This is a genomic window from Brumicola blandensis (assembly GCF_031846165.1).
Taxonomy (GTDB): domain Bacteria; phylum Pseudomonadota; class Gammaproteobacteria; order Enterobacterales; family Alteromonadaceae; genus Glaciecola; species Glaciecola blandensis.
Genome location: NZ_JAVRIE010000001.1, coordinates 611,595 through 636,458, shown reverse-complemented (window position 1 = coordinate 636,458; position 24,864 = coordinate 611,595). Strand labels below are relative to the sequence as shown.

Annotated in this window: 27 protein-coding genes and 4 tRNA genes; 14 read left to right on the top strand and 17 right to left on the bottom strand. The window is 41.0% G+C overall.

What is annotated here, in order from left to right:
* Nucleotides 1–15: 15 nt before the first annotated feature.
* On the bottom strand, nt 16–639 hold the full coding sequence (locus RM544_RS02765; protein ID WP_311360245.1) for a LysE family translocator: 624 nt from the start codon (nt 637–639) through the stop codon (nt 16–18).
* A 15-nt stretch (nt 640–654) separates the two neighbouring features.
* Entirely contained in the window at nt 655–1,536 is an 882-nt protein-coding gene (locus RM544_RS02760) for a sulfurtransferase (protein WP_311360244.1), read from the bottom strand.
* A 301-nt stretch (nt 1,537–1,837) separates the two neighbouring features.
* On the opposite strand from RM544_RS02760, the gene RM544_RS02755 reads away from it, so the two are divergent.
* The 8 genes from RM544_RS02755 to RM544_RS02720 all read left to right on the top strand — a co-directional run bounded on the left by RM544_RS02755 (nt 1,838) and on the right by RM544_RS02720 (nt 9,760).
* Nucleotides 1,838–3,097 carry a tyrosine-type recombinase/integrase gene (locus RM544_RS02755; RefSeq protein WP_311360243.1) on the top strand — a complete coding sequence of 420 codons (1,260 nt, stop codon included), beginning with the start codon at nt 1,838–1,840 and terminating at the stop codon, nt 3,095–3,097.
* A complete protein-coding gene (locus RM544_RS02750; RefSeq protein WP_311360242.1) occupies nt 3,090–3,647 on the top strand; it encodes a hypothetical protein in 558 nt (185 codons plus the stop codon). The genes RM544_RS02755 and RM544_RS02750 overlap by 8 nt, the downstream gene beginning before the upstream one ends.
* Nucleotides 3,648–3,764: 117 nt before the next feature.
* On the top strand, nt 3,765–3,947 hold the full coding sequence (locus tag RM544_RS02745) for a helix-turn-helix transcriptional regulator (protein ID WP_311360241.1): 183 nt from the start codon (nt 3,765–3,767) through the stop codon (nt 3,945–3,947).
* Nucleotides 3,948–4,040: 93 nt separating this feature from the next.
* The gene (locus RM544_RS02740) at nt 4,041–6,218 is read left to right on the top strand and encodes an AAA family ATPase (RefSeq protein WP_311360240.1); all 2,178 of its coding nucleotides are present in this window, start codon (nt 4,041–4,043) and stop codon (nt 6,216–6,218) included.
* Nucleotides 6,219–6,570: 352 nt separating this feature from the next.
* Complete coding sequence (locus tag RM544_RS02735) at nt 6,571–7,053, top strand: hypothetical protein (RefSeq protein WP_311360239.1); 483 nt, start codon at nt 6,571–6,573, stop codon at nt 7,051–7,053.
* Between the two features lie 319 nt (nt 7,054–7,372).
* Nucleotides 7,373–7,726, top strand: coding sequence for a hypothetical protein (locus tag RM544_RS02730; RefSeq protein ID WP_311360238.1), 354 nt, complete (start codon nt 7,373–7,375; stop codon nt 7,724–7,726).
* Entirely contained in the window at nt 7,723–9,111 is a 1,389-nt protein-coding gene (locus RM544_RS02725; protein WP_311360237.1) for a hypothetical protein, read from the top strand. The genes RM544_RS02730 and RM544_RS02725 overlap by 4 nt, the downstream gene beginning before the upstream one ends.
* Nucleotides 9,112–9,127: 16 nt before the next feature.
* On the top strand, nt 9,128–9,760 hold the full coding sequence (locus RM544_RS02720; protein WP_311360236.1) for a hypothetical protein: 633 nt from the start codon (nt 9,128–9,130) through the stop codon (nt 9,758–9,760).
* Between the two features lie 19 nt (nt 9,761–9,779).
* On the opposite strand, the gene RM544_RS02715 is transcribed toward RM544_RS02720, so the two are convergent.
* From RM544_RS02715 to RM544_RS02675, 9 genes are all read right to left on the bottom strand, one after another.
* Nucleotides 9,780–10,127 carry a Rap1a/Tai family immunity protein gene (locus RM544_RS02715; RefSeq protein ID WP_311360235.1) on the bottom strand — a complete coding sequence of 116 codons (348 nt, stop codon included), beginning with the start codon at nt 10,125–10,127 and terminating at the stop codon, nt 9,780–9,782.
* A gap of 69 nt (nt 10,128–10,196) precedes the next feature.
* A complete protein-coding gene (locus RM544_RS02710; RefSeq protein ID WP_311360234.1) occupies nt 10,197–10,391 on the bottom strand; it encodes a hypothetical protein in 195 nt (64 codons plus the stop codon).
* Between the two features lie 146 nt (nt 10,392–10,537).
* A tRNA-Leu gene (locus RM544_RS02705) sits at nt 10,538–10,624 on the bottom strand.
* A gap of 29 nt (nt 10,625–10,653) precedes the next feature.
* Nucleotides 10,654–10,727, bottom strand: a tRNA-Cys gene (locus RM544_RS02700).
* Nucleotides 10,728–10,773: 46 nt separating this feature from the next.
* A tRNA-Gly gene (locus RM544_RS02695) sits at nt 10,774–10,849 on the bottom strand.
* A 144-nt stretch (nt 10,850–10,993) separates the two neighbouring features.
* Complete coding sequence (gene pgsA, locus RM544_RS02690) at nt 10,994–11,557, bottom strand: CDP-diacylglycerol--glycerol-3-phosphate 3-phosphatidyltransferase (protein ID WP_311360233.1); 564 nt, start codon at nt 11,555–11,557, stop codon at nt 10,994–10,996.
* Nucleotides 11,558–11,618: 61 nt separating this feature from the next.
* Nucleotides 11,619–13,445, bottom strand: a complete 1,827-nt coding sequence (uvrC, locus tag RM544_RS02685; RefSeq protein ID WP_311360232.1) for an excinuclease ABC subunit UvrC — start codon at nt 13,443–13,445, stop codon at nt 11,619–11,621.
* Entirely contained in the window at nt 13,445–14,086 is a 642-nt protein-coding gene (gene uvrY / locus RM544_RS02680) for a UvrY/SirA/GacA family response regulator transcription factor (RefSeq protein ID WP_311360231.1), read from the bottom strand. Before uvrY ends, uvrC begins: the two co-directional genes overlap by 1 nt.
* Before the next feature lie 175 nt (nt 14,087–14,261).
* Nucleotides 14,262–14,353, bottom strand: a tRNA-Ser gene (locus RM544_RS02675).
* Nucleotides 14,354–14,573: 220 nt separating this feature from the next.
* On the opposite strand from RM544_RS02675, the gene RM544_RS02670 reads away from it, so the two are divergent.
* The 5 genes from RM544_RS02670 to RM544_RS02650 are packed head-to-tail and all read left to right on the top strand — an operon-like array spanning nt 14,574 to nt 16,798.
* Complete coding sequence (locus RM544_RS02670) at nt 14,574–15,239, top strand: Bax inhibitor-1/YccA family protein (RefSeq protein ID WP_311360230.1); 666 nt, start codon at nt 14,574–14,576, stop codon at nt 15,237–15,239.
* A gap of 49 nt (nt 15,240–15,288) precedes the next feature.
* On the top strand, nt 15,289–15,735 hold the full coding sequence (gene tusD / locus RM544_RS02665) for a sulfurtransferase complex subunit TusD (RefSeq protein ID WP_311360229.1): 447 nt from the start codon (nt 15,289–15,291) through the stop codon (nt 15,733–15,735).
* Nucleotides 15,732–16,097, top strand: a complete 366-nt coding sequence (locus RM544_RS02660; RefSeq protein WP_311360228.1) for a DsrE family protein — start codon at nt 15,732–15,734, stop codon at nt 16,095–16,097. Before tusD ends, RM544_RS02660 begins: the two co-directional genes overlap by 4 nt.
* A 29-nt stretch (nt 16,098–16,126) precedes the next feature.
* On the top strand, nt 16,127–16,414 hold the full coding sequence (locus tag RM544_RS02655; protein WP_311360227.1) for a DsrH/TusB family sulfur metabolism protein: 288 nt from the start codon (nt 16,127–16,129) through the stop codon (nt 16,412–16,414).
* A 45-nt stretch (nt 16,415–16,459) separates the two neighbouring features.
* Entirely contained in the window at nt 16,460–16,798 is a 339-nt protein-coding gene (locus RM544_RS02650) for a TusE/DsrC/DsvC family sulfur relay protein (RefSeq protein ID WP_311360226.1), read from the top strand.
* A gap of 15 nt (nt 16,799–16,813) precedes the next feature.
* Here RM544_RS02650 and serS read toward each other — a convergent pair whose 3' ends face one another.
* From serS to lrp, 6 genes are all read right to left on the bottom strand, one after another.
* Nucleotides 16,814–18,109 carry a serine--tRNA ligase gene (gene serS / locus RM544_RS02645; RefSeq protein WP_311360225.1) on the bottom strand — a complete coding sequence of 432 codons (1,296 nt, stop codon included), beginning with the start codon at nt 18,107–18,109 and terminating at the stop codon, nt 16,814–16,816.
* Nucleotides 18,110–18,117: 8 nt separating this feature from the next.
* Nucleotides 18,118–18,498 (bottom strand): fluoride efflux transporter CrcB, encoded by a 381-nt coding sequence (crcB, locus tag RM544_RS02640; RefSeq protein ID WP_311360224.1) that lies wholly within the window; start codon nt 18,496–18,498, stop codon nt 18,118–18,120.
* Between the two features lie 36 nt (nt 18,499–18,534).
* A complete protein-coding gene (locus tag RM544_RS02635) occupies nt 18,535–19,824 on the bottom strand; it encodes a replication-associated recombination protein A (protein ID WP_311360223.1) in 1,290 nt (429 codons plus the stop codon).
* A gap of 12 nt (nt 19,825–19,836) precedes the next feature.
* Nucleotides 19,837–20,493, bottom strand: a complete 657-nt coding sequence (lolA, locus tag RM544_RS02630) for an outer membrane lipoprotein periplasmic chaperone LolA (RefSeq protein WP_311360222.1) — start codon at nt 20,491–20,493, stop codon at nt 19,837–19,839.
* A 3-nt stretch (nt 20,494–20,496) separates the two neighbouring features.
* Nucleotides 20,497–23,022 carry a DNA translocase FtsK gene (locus tag RM544_RS02625; protein ID WP_311360221.1) on the bottom strand — a complete coding sequence of 842 codons (2,526 nt, stop codon included), beginning with the start codon at nt 23,020–23,022 and terminating at the stop codon, nt 20,497–20,499.
* 90 nt (nt 23,023–23,112) lie between these two features.
* Nucleotides 23,113–23,598, bottom strand: a complete 486-nt coding sequence (gene lrp / locus RM544_RS02620; RefSeq protein WP_311360220.1) for a leucine-responsive transcriptional regulator Lrp — start codon at nt 23,596–23,598, stop codon at nt 23,113–23,115.
* 119 nt (nt 23,599–23,717) lie between these two features.
* On the opposite strand from lrp, the gene ald reads away from it, so the two are divergent.
* Entirely contained in the window at nt 23,718–24,848 is a 1,131-nt protein-coding gene (gene ald, locus RM544_RS02615; RefSeq protein ID WP_311360219.1) for an alanine dehydrogenase, read from the top strand.
* The last annotated feature ends 16 nt before the right edge of the window (nt 24,849–24,864 follow it).

Sequence of the window (24,864 nt, the reverse complement as noted above, 5' to 3'; positions counted from 1 at the left end):
CCCTATTGATAGAATTTAGTTACTAAAAAGTAATAGTACCGCCATTATAATAAGGACCGCGCCCATAATACGGTCAAAAATATAGCCATTGTCTTGGTAAAAGTAACGCACCTTTTTATGAGTAATGACTAGTGACACAAAACTAAACCATAGGGTTGTGGCTACGGCCATATAGATCCCATAAATGATTTTATCATGAATACTGGTATCAACTGATATCGCCACAGTAAATAAAGATAGAAAGAAGAGCGTTGCCTTTGGGTTTAGACCATTTGTGACGAAACCAATAACGAATGACTTTACTAATGTTTTATTCGAATGACCTTTGGGTATTTCGTGTCGTATTTCGCTAGGTTTGCTATTTAAACCTGACCAACCTATCCAGGCTAAATATGCGGCAGCAACATATAAAAGTAAATTAAGTAACCAAGGCGTCGTTTGTATAATCAGGCCAATACCCACAAGTGAATATGTCACATGCAACAATATCCCACAGCCTATTCCAAGGCTTGTAACTAAGGCGGGTAAACGCCCTTGCTGTATACTCTGTTTCAGCACTACCGCAAAATCCGGTCCCGGGCTAGCAACTGCAAAGAAATGAATTAGCGCAATAGAAAATAGCTCGACCCAATTGAACACGACCACTTATCCTTTTTATAATTTTTCTATAGGAAACGAATCACTCGCGCCCCACTCTGACCAACTGCCATCGTAAACATATATCTCTCGGTTCCCTAATTCATAATACGCTTGAGCCAGGATACATGCTGTCACTCCGCTACCACAAGATGTAACAATGGGTAAGTTAAGGTCAACACCCGCTTCAACAAACATATCTTGTAAGACATATTTTTCCTTGAACATCCCGTGCTCTAGCAGGCGAGCGTAATGCAAGCTCGACGCCCCAGGCATATGCCCTGACCTCATATTAGCTCTTGGCTCAGTCTCAGTGCCTTCAAAACGCCCTACGCTTCTTGCATCTACAATTTGTATTCGTTCGAAACCAGACCGCTTATTTATGATGGACAGCATGAAGTCACTATCCACAAATTTCATTAGTCGATTAACTTGAAGGTTTACTTTTACGAACGATGGCTTTGGGCTGGTGAGTGTTGCTTGAGTTGGGTAAGCAAGCTCAAGCCATGTGGGTAAACCACCTTGAAGCACTCTTACCTTAGAGAAGCCCATTGATGTCAGCATGAACCAAACACGAGAGGCGCAAAAATTACCAAAATCGTCATAAACAACGATTTCATCGTCCATTTCCAAACCCAGTTTTGCAATTTCGTTCTCAAATATAGCGACAGGCGGCATCATATGCTCTAAAGCCGAATTACCATCAACAAAACACGTTTCAAAATCGAAGTATATGGATTGAGGAATGTAGGCATCGTTCGATAGCACTATGCCCGGTTTTGATGCCGGCGCCTTCTTCATGCTGGTGAACAATATCTTTGGTGACTTTACTTCTGCTACTTCAGGTAATTCATCTTCTAACAATGATAGTAATTGCTTTGGTTGAATGATTGTCTGCATAGCAATATTCCTTTGCTGTGATGACTGGGATGCTCAAAGGCATTGATAATATCGAGAAAAGACGGAGATGTGTACTTTTTAAAATACGTAAGACGGCAAATATGCCAAATGCAATAGTATGTGTAGGTAAATGAATTATATAAAAAAGAATGGTGCCCGGGGCCAACTCTTTTCAACTGTCTATATAAATACATAACCACCCATCAATCCCATTAAATACAAAGCCATCGTAAATATTCATTGTCTATATCCATATTATATCATACACTTAAATCTAATTTTTTATGGTAGGTATAATGGTATGCCAAAAGTTGCAAAGGAATTATCAGACAAAGAAGTAAAAGCCCTGCTAACAATCGACAAAGACGGAATGTACCCAGTAGGGAGAGTATCAGGTCTAAATATTCAAATAAAACCACCCAATGGAGCCAGTTGGATTTTGAGAACTGTTATCAATGGAAAGCGAAAATCAATCGGATTAGGTGGCTATCCTGAAGTTTCCTTAGCTCATGCTAGGCATGATGCATCTGAGTTAAAAAGAAAGATCAGACTAGATGGGTACGATCCAGTAGAAGAACGCTTAAAAAGACGCTCCCTAGCTAAAGTAGCTGAGTATTCTGACTATACATTCAAAAGATTAGCTTCTGAATACATAGAGAAGCGCTCAAGTGAATTTAAAACTACTCAACAACTAAGAAAGCTAACTAGTATGTTTGATAATTACGCTTATCCTGCGATTGGTGCGATCAGAGTTCAAGATATAGACTTAAATGCTATAAAAGCCATGCTAGATCCCATATGGCACACAAAAACAGAAACAGCCAATAGACTGAGAATTTATGTTGGTCATGTTTTTGATATTGCAATTGCAAGAGGTATTTATAAGGAGCTAAACCCAGCTAGATGGGATGGTGGTTTAAAAACACTTCTCCCTGCTCCACAAAAAGTCAGTAAGACTAAGCACCATAAAGCACTACCTGTCGAAGAATTACCAATATTCTGGTCTAAACTTATTCAACAAGATTGGATGGGTGCAAAGGTTCTTAGTTTTGGGATATTAACAGGTACTCGCTCTAGTGAAATGAGAGGAGCTTTATGGTCAGAAATTGACTTTGAACAGGCTATCTGGAAAATTCCAGCTAAAAGAATGAAAGGCGAGAACCCAAAAGATCACAATATACCGCTAAGCCAATCTGCTTTATCTATCTTAGAAAGAATGCCCCGAACATCTAAATATATTTTCCCTAGCAATCGAGACGGTGTATTAACGGATGCTACTGTTTCAAAAGTACCAAAACGTATTGGATACGATGTTACTGCGCATGGTTTTAGAAGTACTTTTAAAGACTGGGCTAGACAATACGTGAAGTTTAATCACCAACCTTTTGATGATGACCTAACCGAGCTAGCTTTAGCTCATGTCAACAATGACAGCACGAGAGCGGCCTATGCAAGAGATGCGCTAATTGAAGAGCGTAGACCATTAATGAAAGAATGGGCGGAATATTGTGAACAAAAAACAAGTGATGATGTAGAGAAAGGGAAAGCAAAAAATGGATAATTTAAGCGAAAAACAAAAACAAGCATACGTCAAAATTTGTACTCCCCTATCAGATGAGGCTAGGAAAGTTGCCAATGCGGTAATTCAATATTTAGCCGAATGTAATGTTGGTAAATATATTAAACCAGCGCTCGAGGGATATGACCCCTTTGATGACGATCTATATGTTGACGAGTTTAATTACTCTGAAGATGAAATACTGAAATATATTGAGACAGCAAAAGAAGATGCCCTTACATTTGATTTTTGCTGCTACCTAGCAGGCAAGCACCTAGAAAAATCAAAAGGTTTGGAGGAATTTGGTAGGAAAGTACTACAAAACAAAGAAAAACGACCAAGAAATAAAGCAGGATCAAAAACTTTGAACCCTATTCGCAACACTATCATTTGCCACTCAGTTGCACGTGGAAAAGGCTTTGGGCCTCCTATACATAATGATGACTACCCAGAAACAGTATGCAACATAACACAAATAATTCTTCTCGAGGTGTTTAGTATACAGTGCAATGTAAAGAATATTTGGATAAAAAGAAATACAAAAGGAACATAATTCTTAGGCACTTTAATACGTGCCCTATTAGAGTTCTGAATTTGAATTCATAAAACTAATATCCTTAGACCTTGATTTGTGAAATCAGTCACAATCTATTCAATAAGGTCTATTTATATGCAATTTCTCTCAGTTAAATCTATCGCTCATCGCTATGACATCGCAATATCTACAGTATGGTTGCGCGTAAAAGAAGGAAAGATACCAAAGCCAATCAAACTTCACGGAACATCTACAAGATGGAAATTAGAAGATTTGGAAAAATGGGAATCGAAAGAAAGCCAAAAGGCTGAGTTATGAGTCTTAAAAACGCATCTCATAGATATCGTAGACAATATTTCAGACTTGTTAAGAACGAAATCCCAAATAATAAAAAGAAGGTGGATTCTGATAATGAATAACAAAATAGATGCCCAAGTACCAGCGGCAACTGGTACTCAGGACGAACCGAAATCAAACGCGCAAACGCAAGATAATCAGCAATCAAAGTATATGCTACAACTACCCTTGTATACAAACTTGAGCGACAAAGCCCCCACTGAGAAAATCAGTCTAGACAGCTTTATTAGTAAGGCTAAAAAACCGTCTGTTGGTTCAAAGTCAAAAGCTCAAGCGATTACTCCCTATTTAGCGAATGGCAAAACGAAAAAAGATGCTTTGAGCGCTAAGTATCACGCGATAGTTGTAGATCATGATGATGATGACCTAAACAGAGAGCAGCTTTGTTCAAAGTATGATGAATTCAATATTAACTATATTGCGTTTACAACAAGCTCACACCAGCAAGACAAAAATGGTATCACTGGAAACCGTTGGAAAGTCATTATTCCTTTGTCAAAGCCAATAGACTGTAAAAAGTTTAGTGTCTTATCAATTGGAATCACCTTATTAATGAATGCTGATGCGGCACAAACAAGACCACAACAAGTATTTTTTGCACCTAATAAAGTGTGTAAAACCGCACCTTATGACTACATAATTAAGAATGATTTAGCCTACCTTGATACAGAAGTTGAAAGCTCTTTATTGGTGGAAGCAATCAAAGCGTACAAGGAAAAAGAAGCACAGAAAAAGCTAGTCGCTACACAAGCCAGTATGAAACCTAAAAAAGGCCATAGCTCAAATGACAGCATAATAAGCATGGTAAATGAAGCCTACGACATAGAAACGGTCATAAGCTCATTTGGTTATAAAAAGGATGGCAAAACCTATCTTTCACCTTTCAGCACAACTGGCTGCGCTGGTGTTCATATATTTGATGGAGAAAGGCTTTACTCACATCATGGCGACAGCGATCCCCTATCGAATTTGAATCACGATGGACATTCATTAGATACCTTTGATGTTTTGTGTTGCCTAAAGCACGATGGAGATGTTTCAGCGGCAATTCAACACTATGCTAATGAACTCGATAGAGATGGACAAAAGCAAAGGCAAAGAGACTATGCAGAGGCAAAAGCACAACCTGAACCAATTAGACTAAAAGGAGGCGTTACGCCAATGCCTTTCGACTTTGGTTCATTTTCCCTAAACGGCAGTTCATCAGAAATGAGGCAACAAATGTTAGATGACAAATTTGTACTGAATGGTATAGCGATTCTCGGACAAGCAACAGCACTTTATGCAAAGCCTAACAGCGGTAAAACATTACTCACCATTCATCTAATTTGTGAAGGCATAAAAAGCGGTGAGCTTAACGCTGAGGATGTTTTCTATGTCAATGCTGATGACAACTTCAAAGGTATTGTGACTAAACTAGAAATTGCAGAAAAATATAAGTTCAATATGCTTGCACCTGGCTTTAACGGCTTCAACGTAAATGAGTTTAGTCAATATATGGATGCCATGATTAGAATTGATCAATGCCAAGGTAAGGTAATTATTCTAGATACACTAAAGAAGTTCACAAACATTATGGACAAGAAGGTGTCGAGTGACTTCGGCAAAGTCATGCGCGGATTCGTTAGCAAAGGCGGCACTATGATCCTATTAGCCCACACTAACAAGAACCGCGACAATGATGGGAAAGTCGTTTTTTCAGGCACTAGTGATATCGTTGATGATGTTGATTGCGCTTATACCATAGATGTTACAGAAGGAAGCGACGGTTTATATAAGACAGTCGTCTTTGAGAATATTAAAAGTCGTGGTGATGTAGAGCAAGATGCAGCTTTCAAATATTTAAATAAGGTAACTAATGCCGACGGTGGCTATTCAGCATTGCTGACCTCAGTAAGCAGAGTTAGTGAGCAACAAGCGCAACTAGCAAAAAGTCTGGTACAAATACAAGAAAGATTAGACAAAAATGCGTCGATTATTGATGCAATAAAGGAGGCACTCGAGAGTGGAGAAATGCCAAAAACGGATTTAATCGAAACCGCTCACCGACTTTCGGGTGTTTCCAAAGAACGCGTTACTAGAGCATTAAATGCGCACACTGGAAAAGATTGGACCAAGGGCCACAGATGGTCGAAACGCAAAGGAGAAAAGCATAGCTATCTTTATCGACTAATCACTGATTATAGTGGAGATGATGCGCTAACCTATGAACAAGTTAAGTATGGTGAATAAGTTAACGTGTAATGAATTAGCCTTGCTTTATGCAGGGCTTTTTTATGCACTAGATTCTGTTAATCCCCGCACTCTGGAAAATTAGAAAATTTGAGAAATTAAAATATTAAAAGCTCAGGAGCAAAAGCTTTACCAATTAAATAAGTAAAATAACAACCTAATTGAGTCTGCCAATCAAGCTAAGAAGCCCGCCATTGCTTTATTTCTTATATTTTCTTAAATTCTTTAATTTCCTAAAAATATTAAATATTCTATATTTTTTAAATACCCACATTGCACAATTAAATAAAAAGGTAAGAATGTATATAGCAATCTATTTGCTATCAAGCCTAAATAAAAACTAAGGAAAGTCATGGAAGCTCAAGAAATATCGAACACACTAAGCACAGCAGACTGGGCTAGCATTGTAAGTGCAGGCGCTGCAGCGATAGCCGCAATATTGTCGTTAATAGCAATTCTGTTCACTATTGACGGAAATAAAAAAAAAGAAAAAGAAAATGATCGTCAGAAAACCTATATTCTTCTAAGTCATTTAATAGAAGTTGATTTAGCATTAGATGACGCGATAAGAGATCCAATCCCCTCATTCACTAAACGGGTAAAGAACTCTGTATTAGAACTTCTGAAATCATTAGCGCTAAATGGTGTGATGCAGAAATACGAAAGTCTACCCACAACATGCGAGAAGTGTCTTATTTTTATGGCAGAGTTGCAATTTACTCAGTTTGTACGTGATGAAATGATTACCCAACTTTCACAATATGAATTAGATTTCCGCCGCGTAAAAATAACTATCGAGAAAGAATTTGGCATAATAGATACAGAAGAAAACTAGCCCGAGGTACAGTTACACAAGACAAGGCTAACGATTATTATATGCTTGTCTTTCGGCTATAACGTATTGCAATGGCCGCTCGATACTAAGCCCTAACCGTATGTTGGGGCTTTTTCTTTTGGGCGAACAAATTTCGATATATGCGCCCCCTACCCTTAAAAATCGAAATCACCAACAGTTAAAAGCCGACATCAGGCTACATATTGCATATATTTATTGACCTTAGACGTATATGGATTATTTACCTACCATAAAGCACACCATTAAAACCGCTAACATATTACAATTACCCCTATATTAGACAGTAAATAGGTGGGTAATGCCAAAATCAAAAGCAGTGCCATTTAGCTTTCAAAACGGCTGGTTAGATGAACTAGACGGTAGAACTGGTATCGCTCAGGTTATGCGTCTGCGCTTTGATGCACTGACCTACGACCTAGGCGGTACAGATGCACTAAGTTACCAGCAGCGCTCACTTGTTGAGCGCGCATTATGGCTTGAATATTGGCTTGCTGACCAAGAGCGATTGTTAGCAACAGGCTTTGAACTAGACATAGGCAAATGGGTACAAGCGACCAATAGCTTACAGGGCTTGTATTCTAAGCTAGGACTAGCAAAGGCTAAGCATACAAAGGATATAACAGAGTATCTATCAAGTAAGGCTAAATCATGATTTCAATTATTGAGTTCATGGAAGATCAAGAAATTCTAGGCACTCAGTTTACTAGCGAAACATGGAACAACTGGAAAGCCCTACTTGCTGGCTTTTATGGCCTTAAAACCGATAACAAAACCTTTCGCAAACTGACCAATAGAAAGCCACCTAAAACCCCTTGTGACGAGCTTTGGATGGTCATAGGTAGACGTGGTGGAAAATCACAAATGGCGGCCTTACTCGCTGTGTATGAAGCCATATTTAACACACACAAAGACAAACTAAGCAAAGGCGAACTAGCGACTATTATGGTAGTGGCAAGCGACAGAAAACAGGCTCGCTCAGTGATGCGTTATATTCAAGGCTTACTACTTGAAAACCCTATGCTACGTTCAATGGTAATCAATGAGTCGAGCGATAGTATTGAGCTTAACAATAAGTGCATTATTGAAATCATGACCGCTAACCATAGAGGCATTCGAGGCTATACAGTTGGTGCTGTAATTCTTGATGAAATAGCCTTTTTCTATTCAGATGGAGCGAATCCAGATAGAGAAATCATAAGCGCGGTAAGACCGTCTCTAGCTACGCTAAATGGTAAGTTAATCGCCCTTAGTTCACCTTATGCGCGTAAAGGCGTGTTATGGAACAATTTCAAGCGGTACTTTGGAGAAGATACAAACGTATTAGTAGCCAAAGCGCCTAGTTTGATTATGAATCCATCTTTACCGACTAGCGTTGTAGAGCAAGCGCTAAAAGAGGATAAAGCGAGCGCGTCTGCTGAATACCTAGCCGAATTTAGAGGCGATATTGAAAGCTATATTTCAATTGATGTGCTTGAGCGTTGTACGCGTCATTCACCTGTTCAAATTGCCCCAATTTATAATAATACTTACTTTGCTTTTGTTGATCCAAGTGGTGGCAGCGCTGACGCTTTTACCGTTGCTATTGGGCATATTGAAAATGAAGTTATCATTGTCGATTTTGTTCATTCTCACCCCGCGCCATTTTCACCCGAACTAGTAACAAATATTGTTTGTGATCAATTGAAGCCCTACAGAGTGAAAACTGTGTATGGTGATGCGTATGCGGGTATGTGGCCTAGAGAGCAATTTCAAAAAAGGCATGTTCGCTATAACACGTCTACCAAGAATAAAAACGAGCTTTACCGCGACCTTTTACCGTTGCTTAACTCAGAAAAGATTGAACTACCACCTAACCAGCAATTACAGAGCGAGCTAGTAAACCTTGAAAGGCGAACCACGAGAGGCGGTAAAGATAGTATCGACCATCCGCCTAGGGGTCACGACGACTTAGCCAATGCTGTAGCGGGATTAGCGTATGTTTGCGCGCAAAGACGAACACGCGGAAAGATAGACCAAAGTTTCTTTGAATTTGTATAACTATAGGAATAGAACCATGGATATTAATCAACTGATAGAAAGCGGGCTTGTTAGCTCAGCAACAACGAACAATCGTGTAATACCTAAACTCCAATCATTGTCTGGTGTTTTTAATAACCAATTCAACTCAGTAGTAGAAAAGGTTAGAAACATCAAAAACGATACAAGCAGAGTTCGCTCCGAAAAAGCCCCACTCTATGCAAAAGTATCAAAGAAAATAGACAGTGAATTAGCAGAAACGTTAGGTATCGCGTTTGAGGTCATTCAGTCCGAAAAAGCCCTTTATCAAGATACGATTGATAGCACTTTAAAAAGTGGAGACAAGTTAGTTAACTTAGTCTTGGCGATGGATTTAAGAGACAAAAAAGATAGCGCTAAAAGCTTAATGGAATCGGATATCCGATATGTTCAAGCTAGTAATGAATTCCCCGCAGATTATTTCAAGCTAAATAATTCAGAAATGAAAGAGCTTCAAATGTCATCTTTGCACAAGCTTATGCCAGAGCTAGAGACAAAACGACAAGAGATAGAGCGCAGCGAGAACCATGCAAGACACCTAACGAAGTATTACGATAAATTAAATGGTGCTGTAAATGGTTTTACTGACGCTCAAGCATTAGAAAATAGAGTTGACCCAGATACACTCTAAAGAACCGAGCCATGGATGGTTATTCTTCTTCGCAACGAAAGGACGACAATAGAGCAGCATAAGTCAGGACTATGCTTTCTTTATTTCTAATTGCTGGAGAATCATCAAGAAACTTCCCCACAACATCAGCTAACTGTGCAGTAGTCACGTTTTCAGGTATACAAATTTTGCCATCAGCGGACAAGGTTGAAGCGACCCCATATACATAACCCATGTAATGCGCGCCTTTTGAAACATCTTCAATGGATGTTCTCTCACCCTTTATAGCACCCTGATAAATCAAATATTGTTCATATAGTTCGTTTCCCGACCCAGCTTTAGAGGAAAAGGTTAAGACGAGTAAAGCTAACGCTAATAATAGTTTCATTTCAACTACTCCATGTTATTTATATTGAGATACTATATTTACGCTCATCAAATGCAAAGCAGTCAAGAGCTAACGTTTTCGCCTCAAGTCATTTAACTGCGAATCTAGCTGTCTTATTTTTTCTCGTGCCGTTTTTACAAATATTTGTTCTGGGGATACTCTCATATTTGCTTTATGCTTTCTTTGATAATCTATCATAGCCTCAGCTTTGCTAATTTGCTTATCTAACCTTTCTATTTCTTTTTCTAAATCGTCTTCATTCATTATTAGGTTTGTCTTTAAATTAATGTAATAAAAACATGATGACATATAAAAAGAAAATTGCACCTGAATTCACAATTTACTTGATGGTATGTTTTATGGTGTGTTTTTTTAATAACAGGCCTTAAAGCCTTTAAAAATAAGAGGAATGGTGCCCGGGGCCGGACTTGAACCGGCACGTCGTTACCGACGAGGGATTTTAAATCCCTTGTGTCTACCAATTTCACCACCCGGGCACTGATGTTACAACGTTCTTTGGCAAGGTTGGAGGCGGAACCCGGAGTCGAACCGAGATCCACGGATTTGCAATCCGCTGCATAGCCATTCTGCCATTCCGCCGCAACAATGTTACCTTGTTACTGATTACATTTCGTCAATCAAAAATTGGAGCGGGAAACGAGATTCGAACTCGCGACCCCGACCTTGGCAAGGTCGTGCTCTACCAGCTGAGCTATTCCCGCTCTGAAATGTGGGGTGCATTCTACCCTCAAAATGAAAGGTGTCAACACCAAATAGCAAAGAAATATTCTGTTTTATTAAAAATTGTACAGTTCGTGGTTATTTTACACTGAAACAGCCAAAACAATGGCTTTTGTCTTAGTTTCCTATGACTTAGATAAATCTTTCCAGGCAGCTCGAGTATAGGCAACCATTGACCAAAGCGATAAAACCGCCGAGAAGTATAATAAAATCTTACCAAGCGTCACCCAATATATTGGGAAGCCCATAAAATACTCTAGACCGGAAAGTAAGCCAATTAGCGCTAACATCTGCGCCATTGTTTTCGACTTACCAATGAAAGATACCTTAACGGTAGCAGAGCTCCCGTTCTGCCCCATCCACTCACGTAACGCTGACACGTATATCTCACGCATCAACAAAACGATGGCTGGTACAGTAATCCAAACACTAGCGTAAGTGTGGGTGACCATCAACAAAGCGGCTGCAACAATTAACTTATCTGCAACAGGATCGAGGAACGCGCCAAAAGCACTGGACTGTTTTAACTTACGGGCAAGATAGCCGTCGAACCAATCGGTGATCGCCGCAAGCCAAAAAATAAACGCACCAAGCTCTTGTGCCCAGCGCCAATCTAAGAAGTATACCACCACGAATACAGGGATAAGAAGAACCCGAAAAATGGTGATGATATTGGGAATTGTCCACATATATACTAAAAACCTTACTTTACTGCTCGTTTCAATAACTAATCATAGCAGATGACAAGCGTTAAGAATGCAAATAATCATAAATGATATCGGCCAGATCGTCGCTAATCCCAGGAACTTTGCTAATTTCTTGTTTGCTGGCTTTTTTAAGGCCCTGTAAACCACCCGAATATTTTAATAAAGCTTGGCGCTTTTTAGGACCTACACCCGGAATCCCTTCAAGCGTAGATGTTTTTTTCACTTTTTGACGACGATTTCTATGCCCCGATATTGCGAAACGATGAGATTCGTCTCGAATATGTTGAATCAAATGCAAACCCGGTGAATCACTTTCAATAGGAATCGTTTCGTACGATCCAGACAAAATTAAGGTTTCTAAGCCAGGTTTTCGAGATGTCCCTTTTGCAACACCAATCAAGGTGGGTTTGAATTCCGAAGGCCAATCTTCAAAGTGGGCCTCAGCTTGAGACAGCTGTCCTTTTCCTCCATCAATAAAGAGTATATCGGGTATCTTGGCTTCTTCACTTGGTTTTTTATACCGCCGCCTCAACGCCTGTGCCATAGCAGCATAGTCGTCCCCAGGTATTATCCCCTCTATATTAAACGTTCTATAGTCCGCCTTTAACGGACCATCACGGTTGAATACGACACAAGAGGCTACCGTTTGTTGACCTGAAGTATGACTAATATCGAAGCATTCCATCCGCTGAATCGGTGTGTCTCTCTCAATCAGTTTTTCAAGGTCGACAAATCGGGCAAACATCGATTTTTGCTGATTCTGTTGTGTTTCTAATGCGTTGTCAGCGTTTTTGTTCGCTAACTGGAGGTATTGTCGTTTTTCGTCTCGCACTCCAGTGTAAAAACGCACTCTGTGTCCAGCCTCTACGCTGAGGACTTTTTCGACTTCTTCAAACTCTTCAAATTTTAACGGTAATACAATTTGTTTCGGAATGGTTTTGTTGCCGGCCAAGTAGAATTGCAAAATAAATGACTGGAACGTGCTGTCAGCATCAATGCCTTTGGGAATTTTTGGGAAGAATGACTTGCTTCCCAGAAGTTGTCCATCGCGTATAAAAAGCCCTTGGACACAGGCTAATCCATTTCTGAATGCATAGCCAAATACGTCCATTTCTTCTTGTTCGCCGGTAACAAACTGTTGTTCTTGTACCCTTTTTAACGCGCTAATTTGGTCTCGGTAGCGAGCTGCAGCTTCAAAATTAAGAGCCTCACTGGCTTTTTCCATTTTGCCAACCAGCGTGCCGATCACTTCATTGTTTTTGCCTTTGAGGAATAAGGTGGCTAGATTTACCTGCTCTGAATATTCATCTTCAGTAACATACCCCTCAACACAGGGGGCTGAACACCTTTTCATTTGATACTGTAAACAAGGTCTGCTGCGCGCTCGATAATAACTATCGTCACACTGCCTAATAGGGAAAATGCGTTGCATCGACCGCAGACTTTCTCGCACCGCCCAAGCACTCGGATACGGCCCAAAATAGGTACCTTTTAATTTCTTCGTGCCCCGATGAAAACCTAATTTGGGATGTTTGTGTTCCGACAGAAAAATAAAAGGGTAAGATTTATCATCTCGTAAGACCACGTTATAACGAGGACGATATTTTTTTATGAAGTTGTTTTCAAGGAGAAACGCTTCGGTCTCACTAGAAACTACTGTAACGTCCATTTTCGCTATATGTGTTACTAGTGATTGAGTCTTTACGCTATCAACGTTCTTTCTAAAATAGGAAGAAACGCGTTTTTTTAAATTCTTCGCCTTACCTACATAAATAACTTCATCCCTAGCGTTATACATACGGTAAACGCCAGGTTTGGAACTCAAGTTCTTTAAAAAGGCTTCGGAATTGAAAGGTGTTCCGTCGGTCATTACACTTCTGTTTGAATTAGCTTATGGCGCAATGCTAGGTGGGTCAGTTCAACATCGGACTGTACGCCTAATTTATCGAACATACGATATCTATACGTATTGACTGTCTTAGCACTAATATTTAAGTTTGTAGCGATCTCAGGTACACGAGTACCACGCGTCAGCATTAATGTAATTTCTAGTTCCCGGTCGGATAAACTAGCAAAAGGATTGTCGTTATTCGGATTCGTAACACCTATAGCGAGTTCCTGGGCAACTTCAGCGGAAATATAACGTTGACCTGCTGATACTTTGTAAATTGCATTTACCATTTCAGCCGGCTCGGCATCTTTTGTCAGAAAACCATGTGCACCTGCTTGCATTATTTTGGTAGGGATTGGGTTTTCTTTATGCATTGAAAGGCATATAACCTTGGTATCTTCACAAAAGCGCAGTATTTTTCGAGTGGCTTCTAATCCACCGATACCTGGCATGCTCACATCCATCATTATGATATCTGGCGCCGCTTTTCTGCAATGATCCACCGCATCTTCACCACTGCCCACAGCAGCGACGACTTCAAAATCATTCACATCATTTAGTATACGACTGATCCCTGTCCTGACGAGTTCATGGTCATCAACCAATAAAATCTTGATCACGTAGGAGCCTCAATTTCTTATTATTTATTAAAAGTATGTCACGTTAACTTAATGAGTATCTTACAAAAGCGTGCATAATGGAATAGATAATAGAAAGCTAAAGCGATAATATTGGCTTGGATATATTGAAGTTCTAAAACGAGAAAGCCCCGACCAAAGGTCAGGGCTTTAAATGTGGCGGAGAGTGAGGGATTCGAACCCCCGGAAGGTTTGACCCTTCGTCTGATTTCAAGTCAGGTGCATTCAGCCGGACTCTGCCAACTCTCCGTAAGAGGTGCGCATATTAAGGATGAAATAGGCTGTTGTAAAGTCTTTACAAAGAAATATTTTAATTTTTTTGATCGTTTGACCAAATTTCACCCGTTTCGTATAAATGTATACCTAATCACAGAGAAATGACTTGAAATTTGGAACTAAACACCATACAAAGTACCTAAGAAATACCCCAGCAATTTACTCAATTATTAATTAAGGTGGAGACGTAAAAATGGAACAACGTTCAGTTTACTCAACTTCCGACACTCGGTCGGCGATTGAGGTTAATAAAGTATTGAAAAATACTTATTTGCTTTTGTCCATGACATTAGTATTCAGTGCCATATGTGCTGCGATAACAATGAACATGAATTTGGGCTTTGGCGCTAGAATAGGATTGTTCATTGCCGCTATCGCTTCTTTATTTGCTGTATCTAAGTTTGCTAATTCAACAGCCGGCTTGGGCTTGGTGTTTTTATTCACTGGTCTAATGGGCGCAAGCTTAGGTCCATTGCTAACTTACTATTTGAATGTTGGGCATCCAGGATTAATCATGGAAGCGTTCGGCACAACAGCTATCATCTTTGTAGCACTTTCAGGTTATGCTTTAGTTAGTAAGAAAGACTTCAGCTTTATGGGTGGCTTTTTAACGATAGGTTTAGTGTTCGCACTCATCGCGATCATTGCTAACCTATTTTTCCAAATCCCAGCGCTTCACCTAGCGATCAACGCGGTAATTGTATTCATCATGTCGGGCTTCATTTTGTATGACACGAGCCGCATTGTGAAAGGTGGTGAAACTAATTACATCATGGCCACCGTTGCCTTGTATTTGAATATCTACAATCTATTCACTTCGTTACTTGCACTTCTAAATGCTTTTGGTGGCGATGATTAAGGTAGACTTCGTTCTATAAATGTTTAAACACCCCTTTTTAGGGGTGTTTTTGTTTCAACAATCAAGTTTATACGCCATACTACTCCTGACAGTAAGGCAAAAAGTAGACTCAGCCATGACAACCTTCGTGATTTTTGTAAATACGGCACCTCTCAATTCCATCAATGGCCGACATGCGATCAAGTTTTGTCAGGCCGCTATGGCTGCAGGTCATCAAATTCAACAGATATTTTTTTATGGCGATGGTGTTAACCATGCCAATTGTCATGCATTACCCGTCAGCGGAGAGACTCCTCTACTAGCCCAATGGATAGATATCAAGCGCATTTCTGGAGCCGCACTCAACCTTTGTATAACCGCTGCTGAAAAGCGAGGTCTCGTTAGTGCTGGAAATCAACAAGAAAGTGTGTCTGAGGCTTTTTCAGTTTGCGGTATGGCAGACTACTTTTCAGCACTACATCAAAATGAACCGACACTAGTGAGTATCCAATTTTGATTTCCGGTAAAATACTGATTCTATCTACTCATGCACCCTACTTTTCCAACTTTGCACAGGACGCTATAGAGGCTGCATTAGGTGCTAGTAATACTGGCTTGAGCGTTTCGTTCGTACTTCTTCATGATGGGGCTTACCAACTCGCTAGCAATGCAGACAGCGGCAAACAAAAACGAAAATCAATTTACAAACAACTTAAAGCATTTGAGCTCTACGACATTGAAGCACTTTATGTTGTGACACCCACGGACGACAACACGCTCGTTTCGGACATAATTGAGTCTCAAACGATTGCTGAAGTGATTCCACAATCGACACTCGAAGCACTGATGAGGGATAGCGTTCATGTACTTACTTTCTGATCATGCATTTACTAGATTGAGAATGATTTATGTTAATTAATTTTTCTTCTAAGGACCTGAACAAACTCAAATCGATAATCGATGATAGTGCCTGCAAAACTGATAATGACCCTCTTTGCAAAACCACTATTTTGTGTATTGGTGATGCTATTTATCACCATATAGCCATTCGTCAAATGTTCCCCAGCGCTCGTGTTCTTGTATTGCGAGATGACTATTTGCTTGCGGGCCTGCCTGACACTGCAAAAGTTAAACTAATTGCTTATGAAGATTGGGTTTCACTAAGCATAGAGAATACGCCAGTTATTACGGTATAATTTACATTCTATTATCTTACTCTCAAACAAATCATCAGGTTGCACATGAACAGCAGTATAAAATTCAATGGTCAAGATATCGCACTAGATGGGAATGGCTATTTAGTGGACCACACAGAATGGAACGAAGCCTTAGCTGAAAAAATGGCTGAACAAGAGAATATTGAACTTACAGCTGAGCATTGGCAGGTAGTGCGTTTTGTTCGTCAATTTTATGAAGAATACGAAACCAGTCCAGCAATAAGAGTATTGGTTAAATCATTGAGCGCTGAATTTGGCCCGGACGTTGGTAATAGTAGATATGTGCAGCGTTTGTTTCCGAAAGGTCCAGCAAAGCAAGCAACTAAAATAGCAGGCTTACCCAAGCCTGCTAAATGTCTATAAGCAAGTAAGTATTTTCTAGCTTGCTAGAATGGTTTCAACGCCATTCATATAAGGCAACAATGCTTCCGGTACTTTCACACTACCATCAGCAAGTTGGTAATTTTCCAGTATCGCCACCAAAGTACGACCAACAGCCAAACCCGAACCATTCAATGTGTGTAAGAATTCAGGCTTTTTCATTTCATTAGATTTGTATCTTGCTTGCATTCTACGTGCTTGGAAATCACCCATATTTGAACATGACGAAATCTCGCGATACGTATTTTGGGCCGGCAACCATACTTCCAAATCGTATGTCTTAGTAGAACCAAAGCCCATATCTCCGGTGCACAATAGTACCTTGCGATAAGCTAAACCTAATTTTTGTAGGATAGTCTCAGCATGACCCGTCAACTCTTCCAAGGCTTGCATAGATACTTCCGGATGAACTAACTGAACCATTTCAACTTTATCAAACTGATGTTGTCTAATAAGTCCTCGCGTATCTCTACCATATGAGCCCGCTTCGCTCCTAAAGCATGGGGTGTGTGCTGTCATTTTCATTGGCAAACTACCTTCAGGAATAATCTCGTCTCTTGCGATATTCGTTAACGGCACTTCAGCCGTCGGAATCAATGACATCCCCTGACCTTCTTCAGTCGCAGGTTTGGTGTGGAATAAGTCTTCACCAAACTTAGGTAACTGACCAGTACCGTACAAACTGTCTGAATTAACGAGATATGGCACATATATTTCTTGATAGCCATGCTCTTGAGTATGTGTGTCTAGCATGAACTGAGCTAGTGCTCTGTGCATTCTAGCGACAGGGCCGTTCATGACAACAAAACGTGAACCCGACAGCTTAGCGGCGGTCTCAAAGTCCAAACCATTTGCTAAGCCAGCAGCAACATCTACATGGTCCTGTACTTCGAAATCAAAGCTTGGAATATCACCCCATACCAAGACTTCTTGGTTATCATTTTCGTCTTTACCATAAGGGACTTCTTCTGCAGGAATATTCGGTGTTTCTTGATAAATAATATTTAGCGCGTTCATTACTTGTTCGAGGCTACTTTTTGCTTCCTCTAGCTTTTCACCAAGCCCACTTACCTCGGCTAATAAAGGCGCTATATCTTCGCCAGATGCTTTGGCTTTGCCAATGGCTTTTGAACGCACGGTTCGTTCATTTTGTAGTTCTTGTGTGGCTACTTGCAGTGATTTGCGTCTATCTTCAAGCTCAGTCAAGGATGAAACGTCTAAAGTGTAACCTCGAAGTTTCAATTTTTCGGCAATTTCATCTAAATTGTTTCTGAGCAAACGAGGATCTAACATTTTTTATACTATCCTTTGAATAATAATAGTGCGGCCCACACTGCCAATAGGCAAACGACCACGTTGAGTAATAAGTTCAAACCGGCTTTAAGTATATCGCCTTGTTGAATGAGTAAAATAGTTTCCAACGAAAATGTTGAAAAAGTGGTAAAAGCACCCAAGATTCCGACCATCACAAGCGCTCGTAAGCCTTCGGTATCATTAGTACTGCCTTGAATATAAGAATATACCAGCCCAAGAAAGAATGAACCGACCACATTGACCGCAAGGGTAGCAAATGGAAAGCCCTTTCCCAATAGGTTCAATGCAATTTGTGTGACAAAATAACGCAAACATGCGCCTAATGCACCGCCGACTGCTACAAACAGATAGATTTGTATCTGTGACATGAGTCTACATCCTATCAATCAAGATGAGTTTTCCCATCATTGTTGTTCATCCAAGGAACGTAAAAACGCCATCTTCGCTTTTAATTGTTTCTCTAGACCACGATCACTGGGCTCATAAAAACGCTCACCGATTAAAGCATCAGGCAAATAAGTTTCGCCTGCTGCATAAGCGTGTGGTTCATTGTGCGCATAACGATATCCACTGCCGTGTCCCATTTCTTTGGCTAAGGCCGTTGGCGCGTTTCGTAAATGCACTGGTACCTCGCCATCTGTATGGTTCTCGACTGCCTTCATTGCTGCCTTAAACGCTTTATACACTGCGTTACTTTTTGGTGCCAATGCACAATAGATAACAGCTTGTGCTAGTGCTCTCTCTCCCTCTGCTGGGCCAACGCGATGATATAAGTCCCAGGCGTTTAGACACACTTGCAAGGCTCTTGGGTCCGCGTTTCCAATATCTTCGGATGCAATAGCGAGTAACCTTCTAGCAATAACTAAGGGATCCCCTCCGCTTCTAATGAGCTTTGCAAACCAATACAAAGCACCATCTGCTGAAGAGCCTCGAACAGATTTATGAAAGGCTGACAACAAGTCATAATAATGATCACCGTCTTTGTCGAACGCAAGTACCTTCGAGCCAGTCGCTTTTTGAACCATCGAAAGGTTTATTTGTGACTCATTGGCTAACATATCCGCACATATCTCAATTGACATGAGTAAGGTTCTTGCATCGCCGTTGGCGTGCATTAACAGAGCCTGTTTAGCTTCATCATCAATTTCGAATGTCGATTCATCACGCGCTTTTATAAAACTGATTGCACGAGAGAAAAGTTGTTCTAGGTCTTCTGCTTGAAGTTTTTCAAGAATAAAAACACGCATTCTCGATAACAAGGCTCGATTTACAGAAAAACTGGGATTTTCAGTGGTCGCTCCGATTAGGATAATATGGCCACTTTCTACATAAGGTAGAAATGCATCTTGCTGGCTTTTATTGAAGCGATGAATTTCATCAACAAAGACGACTTTTTGTTTCTGAAATAAATCTACGTTGTCACTGTCACCAATGGCAGCACGTATCTCTTTTACACCGGCATTAATGGCGGATAACTCTATAACGTCTGCATCTAACTGTTTAGCAATGAGATGCACTAAACTTGTTTTACCAGTACCGGGTGGCCCCCAAAAAATCATAGAGTAGCAGGTGGACTGCGCAAGCATTTTTGAAATGGTACCATGCTCGCCAACCAAGTGACTTTGGCCGACATAGTCAGACAGCGAAACTGGTCTTAAAAGACTCGCTAAGGGTTGATAAGTGGCACTAGGCATGACGATAGATAATTATTTAGTGCGTTGATCATCAATGATATAAGTATCGGGTACCGAGAAACCGAAAGTGTCGTCAATTATTCCTTGGTTCTGCTTAACATCAGTAAACACTAATAAGCTAGTCTGTTCTTGCCGGTCGTAAGAAGTTAAAGACCTTAGGCTTCCTGAAACAAACACTAAATCAAGCTGACTGATACTCGCTTCAGGATCAGTGGAAACAACGGTAAAAGTGCTTTTGTTTTTGCTTACCGAAACTTTCTCCCACTGCGAGTTATCGTCTGAGACTAGCAACATAAGAGGATTGCTATCCGTCAAGGCTTTTTGGTCCATGACGGTCACTTGTTCAACGAACGGGTCAATATTCCAGACTGTTTCGCCATCAGCGATTAACAGGGACTCATCCGGCTCGCTTGTCTCCCACCGAATTTTGTTGGGTGTCAGCAAGCTAATATTTCCAGAGGAGCGTTGCAACTCTTCCCCTTCAGCGTCGGTTATGAGTTGGGAAAAAGTCGCTTGAAACGATGAAAAGTCAGACAATATGTCTTGTAGTTCAGCCTTCGCGCTTATTGCAGCCTTGATAGGCGTTTGTGCAAAAACAGAAGTACTTAAACAAGAGAGCAAAACAAATAAGGTTCCGATCGTTTTTCGATAAATGGCAATGTTTTTCACTAATTATTCCTTAGGCGGAGGCGGAGCTAATACTTCACGATTACCGTTATGACCCGGCGCACTTACGACACCGCTCTGTTCCATTTGTTCCACGAGCCTTGCGGCCCGATTGTAACCAATTCTAAATTTACGCTGAACACTAGAAACTGATGCTCTTCGAGTTTGAGTAATAAATGCAACAGCTTCATCGTAAAATGCATCTAACTCTTGATCTTCTCCATCAGCTTGCTCACCTGGTAATAATACTTCAGCTGTGGCCTCACCATTTAGGATTTCATCAATGTACTGTGGCTCACCTCTTGCTTTCCAGTCTGCAACAACAGCATGTACTTCGTGATCATCTACAAATGCGCCATGAACACGCGTTGTAATACTTGTTCCTGGCGGATTATAAAGCATGTCACCCGCGCCCAATAGCGATTCTGCGCCTTGTTGGTCGAGTATCGTTCTTGAATCTATTTTGCTAGAAACTTGGAAGGCGATACGCGTAGGGATATTCGCTTTTATTAGCCCAGTAATAACATCAACTGATGGTCGTTGCGTTGCAAGTATCAAATGAATACCAGCAGCCCTTGCTTTTTGGGCGATACGCGCTATCAATTCTTCTACTTTTTTACCGACAATCATCATCATGTCAGCGAATTCATCTACTATCACTACGATGCTAGGCAATTTATCTAATTCTGGCGCCGTTTCTTCCATGCTATCTTCAGACTTCCATAATGGGTCTAGTATTGGTTGACCATTCGCTTTCGCTTCTTTAATTTTCTTGTTGTACCCTTTCAGGTTTCGCACGCCCAAGGCAGACATCAATCGATAACGGCGTTCCATTTCACCAACACACCAGCGAAGCGCATTTGAAGCTTCCTTCATATCGGTCACAACTTCTGCAAGCAGATGTGGGATACCTTCATAAACCGACAACTCGAGCATTTTTGGGTCAATCATGATCAAACGCACATCTTCTGGTGTTGATTTATACAACAGACTCAAAATCATGACGTTTACACCGACCGACTTACCAGAACCAGTTGTACCAGCAACCAGTAAGTGTGGCATTTTACCCAAATCAACAACAACAGGTTTACCCGAGATATCAGCACCTAAAACCATCGTCAATGGTGATTCATTCGCCTGAAAAGCTTTTGTTTCGATGACCTCACTGAGACGCACCATTTCGCGATGTTTGTTTGGTAATTCCAGACCAATCACTGACTTACCCGGAATAACTTCAACAACTCGCACAGAGATAGCCGACATCGCCCTGGCTAAATCTTTAGACAAAGCCGTTATTTTGCTGACTTTCACACCCGGTGCTAAATCGAGTTCAAATCTTGTAATCACTGGACCAGGTAACACATCAACCACTTTTGCAACGACATTAAAGTCAGCAAGTTTGGCCTCTAATAGGCGAGAGACCTGATCGAGTTCTTCTTGAGTGATCGGGTTCTCATGCTTGTCCGCTCTCTCTAACAAGTCAAACGATGGCATCACCGGCTTTTCTGTTGCCGGTTTGGCTGCGTTAGCGCCTTGATTAATTGTTGGTGGCTGAATACTTTGCTCTGCACGTAATCCGCCCTGCCCTACACTTTTTGACGCTCGTACTACCTTTATTCGCTGTGCTTCTGGTTTTTGTACTTGCGGTTCATCTTCTTCCTCTGACACTTCAAACGGGCTTAATTTATTTTCAAGGGGTTCGTCTTCCTCAGACATAAATACAGCATCAGGAATATGGAACTTCGGCTCAGTGCGTTGAGGTGTATCGTTATTTGTTTCTGTTGCCGCTTCTGCTTGCGAATAGTCCGCTGCTTCTGGTTCCGGCTCAGCCCGGAGCGCGGTAATATTGAGTTCGGCTGTTTCACTTTCTTTTGGTAAATGGGCATCGATATCAGCAAGCCCTTGCGCCTCTGGTTTCTTGAGAGCCGGCAGCGACACTGAACTTAATTTAGAAGGCAAACGATAAACATCCAGTGCTCGGTTGATCGTAAACGAGCCAATGCTATCAATGATAGTTAGCCAAGAGATACCTGTTGCGAGTGTAAAGCCCGTACAAAAAAAGCTGATAAGCAACAATATTGTGCCTACAAAACTAAAATGCGGAATGAGTGCGGTACTGATAATATCGCCCATTGCTCCGCCAGCAGATACGCTATAAAAGTCATCGAAATTGATACTTGCTATACCTGTAAAACCGAAAACCATGAACAAGGCACCAATTAAACGGAGGCTAATAGTGAGGTAATCGAGCTTAGCGACACTTTTGACGTGTAGGAAAATAAACCAGCCACAAAACGCCAAGGCAAACGGCAGAGCGTACGCGGTAATGCCGAAGGTAAACAATAAGATGTCAGCAGACCATGCACCCATTGAGCCCATTAGATTCTGAATTTCATTGTGTAAACCCGCCTGAGACCAACCTGGGTCACTTGGGTGAAATGAAGCTAAAGCGATCAATAAAAAGAAAGCAGTGGCGCATGATAACATCATGCCTACTTCCATTAGTCGCTGAGTTCCGGACAATCGCGCCATATTCCCTACATCTTTTGTATGTTTAGTTCTTATTATATGTTTTCAGTGCTAAGAATATCATAATCCAAATGACTGAACACAGAATGAATGCTATTTATCGTTAATTTTTATCTTGTTTGTATGCTTCACTTCTTCCATCACGACGTAGGTTCGTGATTCACTCACACCAGGCAAGCGCAATAGCGTATCTCCCAACAACTTTCGATAACTGGACATATCCGCAACCCTAGCCTTTAAAAGGAAGTCAAAATTGCCTGACACCAAATGACATTCTTGAATATCATCCTGGCTCTGTACAGCCGCAGAAAATTCTGCAAAGATATCTACCGACGTTTTTGAGAGTGTTATTTCGACAAACACCAACATTGCCGCCCCAAGTTTTGCTGGATCGACATTCGCTGTATAACCGACAATATACCCCTGCTGCTCTAGCCTCTTTACTCTTTCTAAACAGGGGCTTGGACTTAAGCCTACTCGCTTCGCCAATTCAACGTTAGCTAGCTTTCCATCATTTTGAAGTTCTGTCAGGATTTTTCTATCGATTCTATCAATATGTTTGGGAGTTTTAACCAGCATTTTATACCGCCTTTGTTGCCAAGTACAAAACATACTACCAGAAAGTTAAAATCTTCGATATTTTTGTTTTCAAAAAATACAGTACACTGCTATCGAATTTTTTAGCTAAGGTAAATAAGATGATTGTAGGTGTACCAAAGGAAATTAAGAATCACGAATACCGCGTCGGTTTAACACCTGCCGCAGTGCAAGAGTTCACAAATAATGGGCACGCTGTCCTTGTTCAAGTGAATGCTGGCACGTCAATTGGTTTTACAGATGATTTATATCTAGCTGCTGGCGCAACAATGATTGAAACCCCAGAAGAAATCTTTGCCACCGCAGATATGATTGTTAAAGTGAAAGAGCCTCAGCCTAACGAGTGTAAAATGTTGCGTGAAGGCCAAACTCTCTACACTTACTTACACTTAGCACCTGACCCTGTACAGACTCAATTATTAGTTGAATCTGGTGCTACCTGCATCGCATATGAAACTGTCACCGACAACCGCGGCACTTTGCCACTCCTTGCTCCAATGAGCGAAGTTGCAGGTAGAATGTCTATTCAAGCGGGTGCGCATTACCTAGAAAAAGCCAATGGCGGAAGCGGCACTCTGCTTGGTGGCGTGCCGGGCGTTGCACCAGGCAAAGTATTAATAATAGGTGGCGGCGTTGTTGGGCTTAACGCTGCTAAAATGGCGATGGGACTTGGTGCAGATGTCACAATTTTAGACCGCTCTTTAAATCGGTTGCGAGAGCTTGATGATATTTTTGAAGGTCGCCTCACCACTGTCTTTTCAACTTCTGATGCGATTGACTATTATTCATCTCGAGCAGATTTAGTTGTTGGAGCAGTTCTCGTTCCCGGCGCTGCCGCACCCAAGCTGTTAACGCGCGAGCATATCAAAAATATGAAGCCAGGCTCTGTGCTAGTTGACGTTGCTATTGACCAAGGTGGCTGTTTTGAAACCTCTAAGGCAACGACTCATCAAGATCCTGTATATATTATTGATGATGTCGTTCATTACTGCGTAGCAAACATGCCAGGCGGTGTTGCTAGAACATCTACCATGGCATTAAACAACGCCACGCTTCCATTCGGTTTAGCCCTGGCGAACAAAGGACCTAAGCAAGCGATGCTTGATGACCCGCATTTGTTGAATGGTTTGAACGTACACAAAGGAATAGTGACTTATAAAGCCGTTGTCGATGCTTTAGGCGACAGTTTAGGCTTGACCTATCAAAATGCAGCGGAAGCATTAGCGCTGTAATTTTGGGTCATAAGAA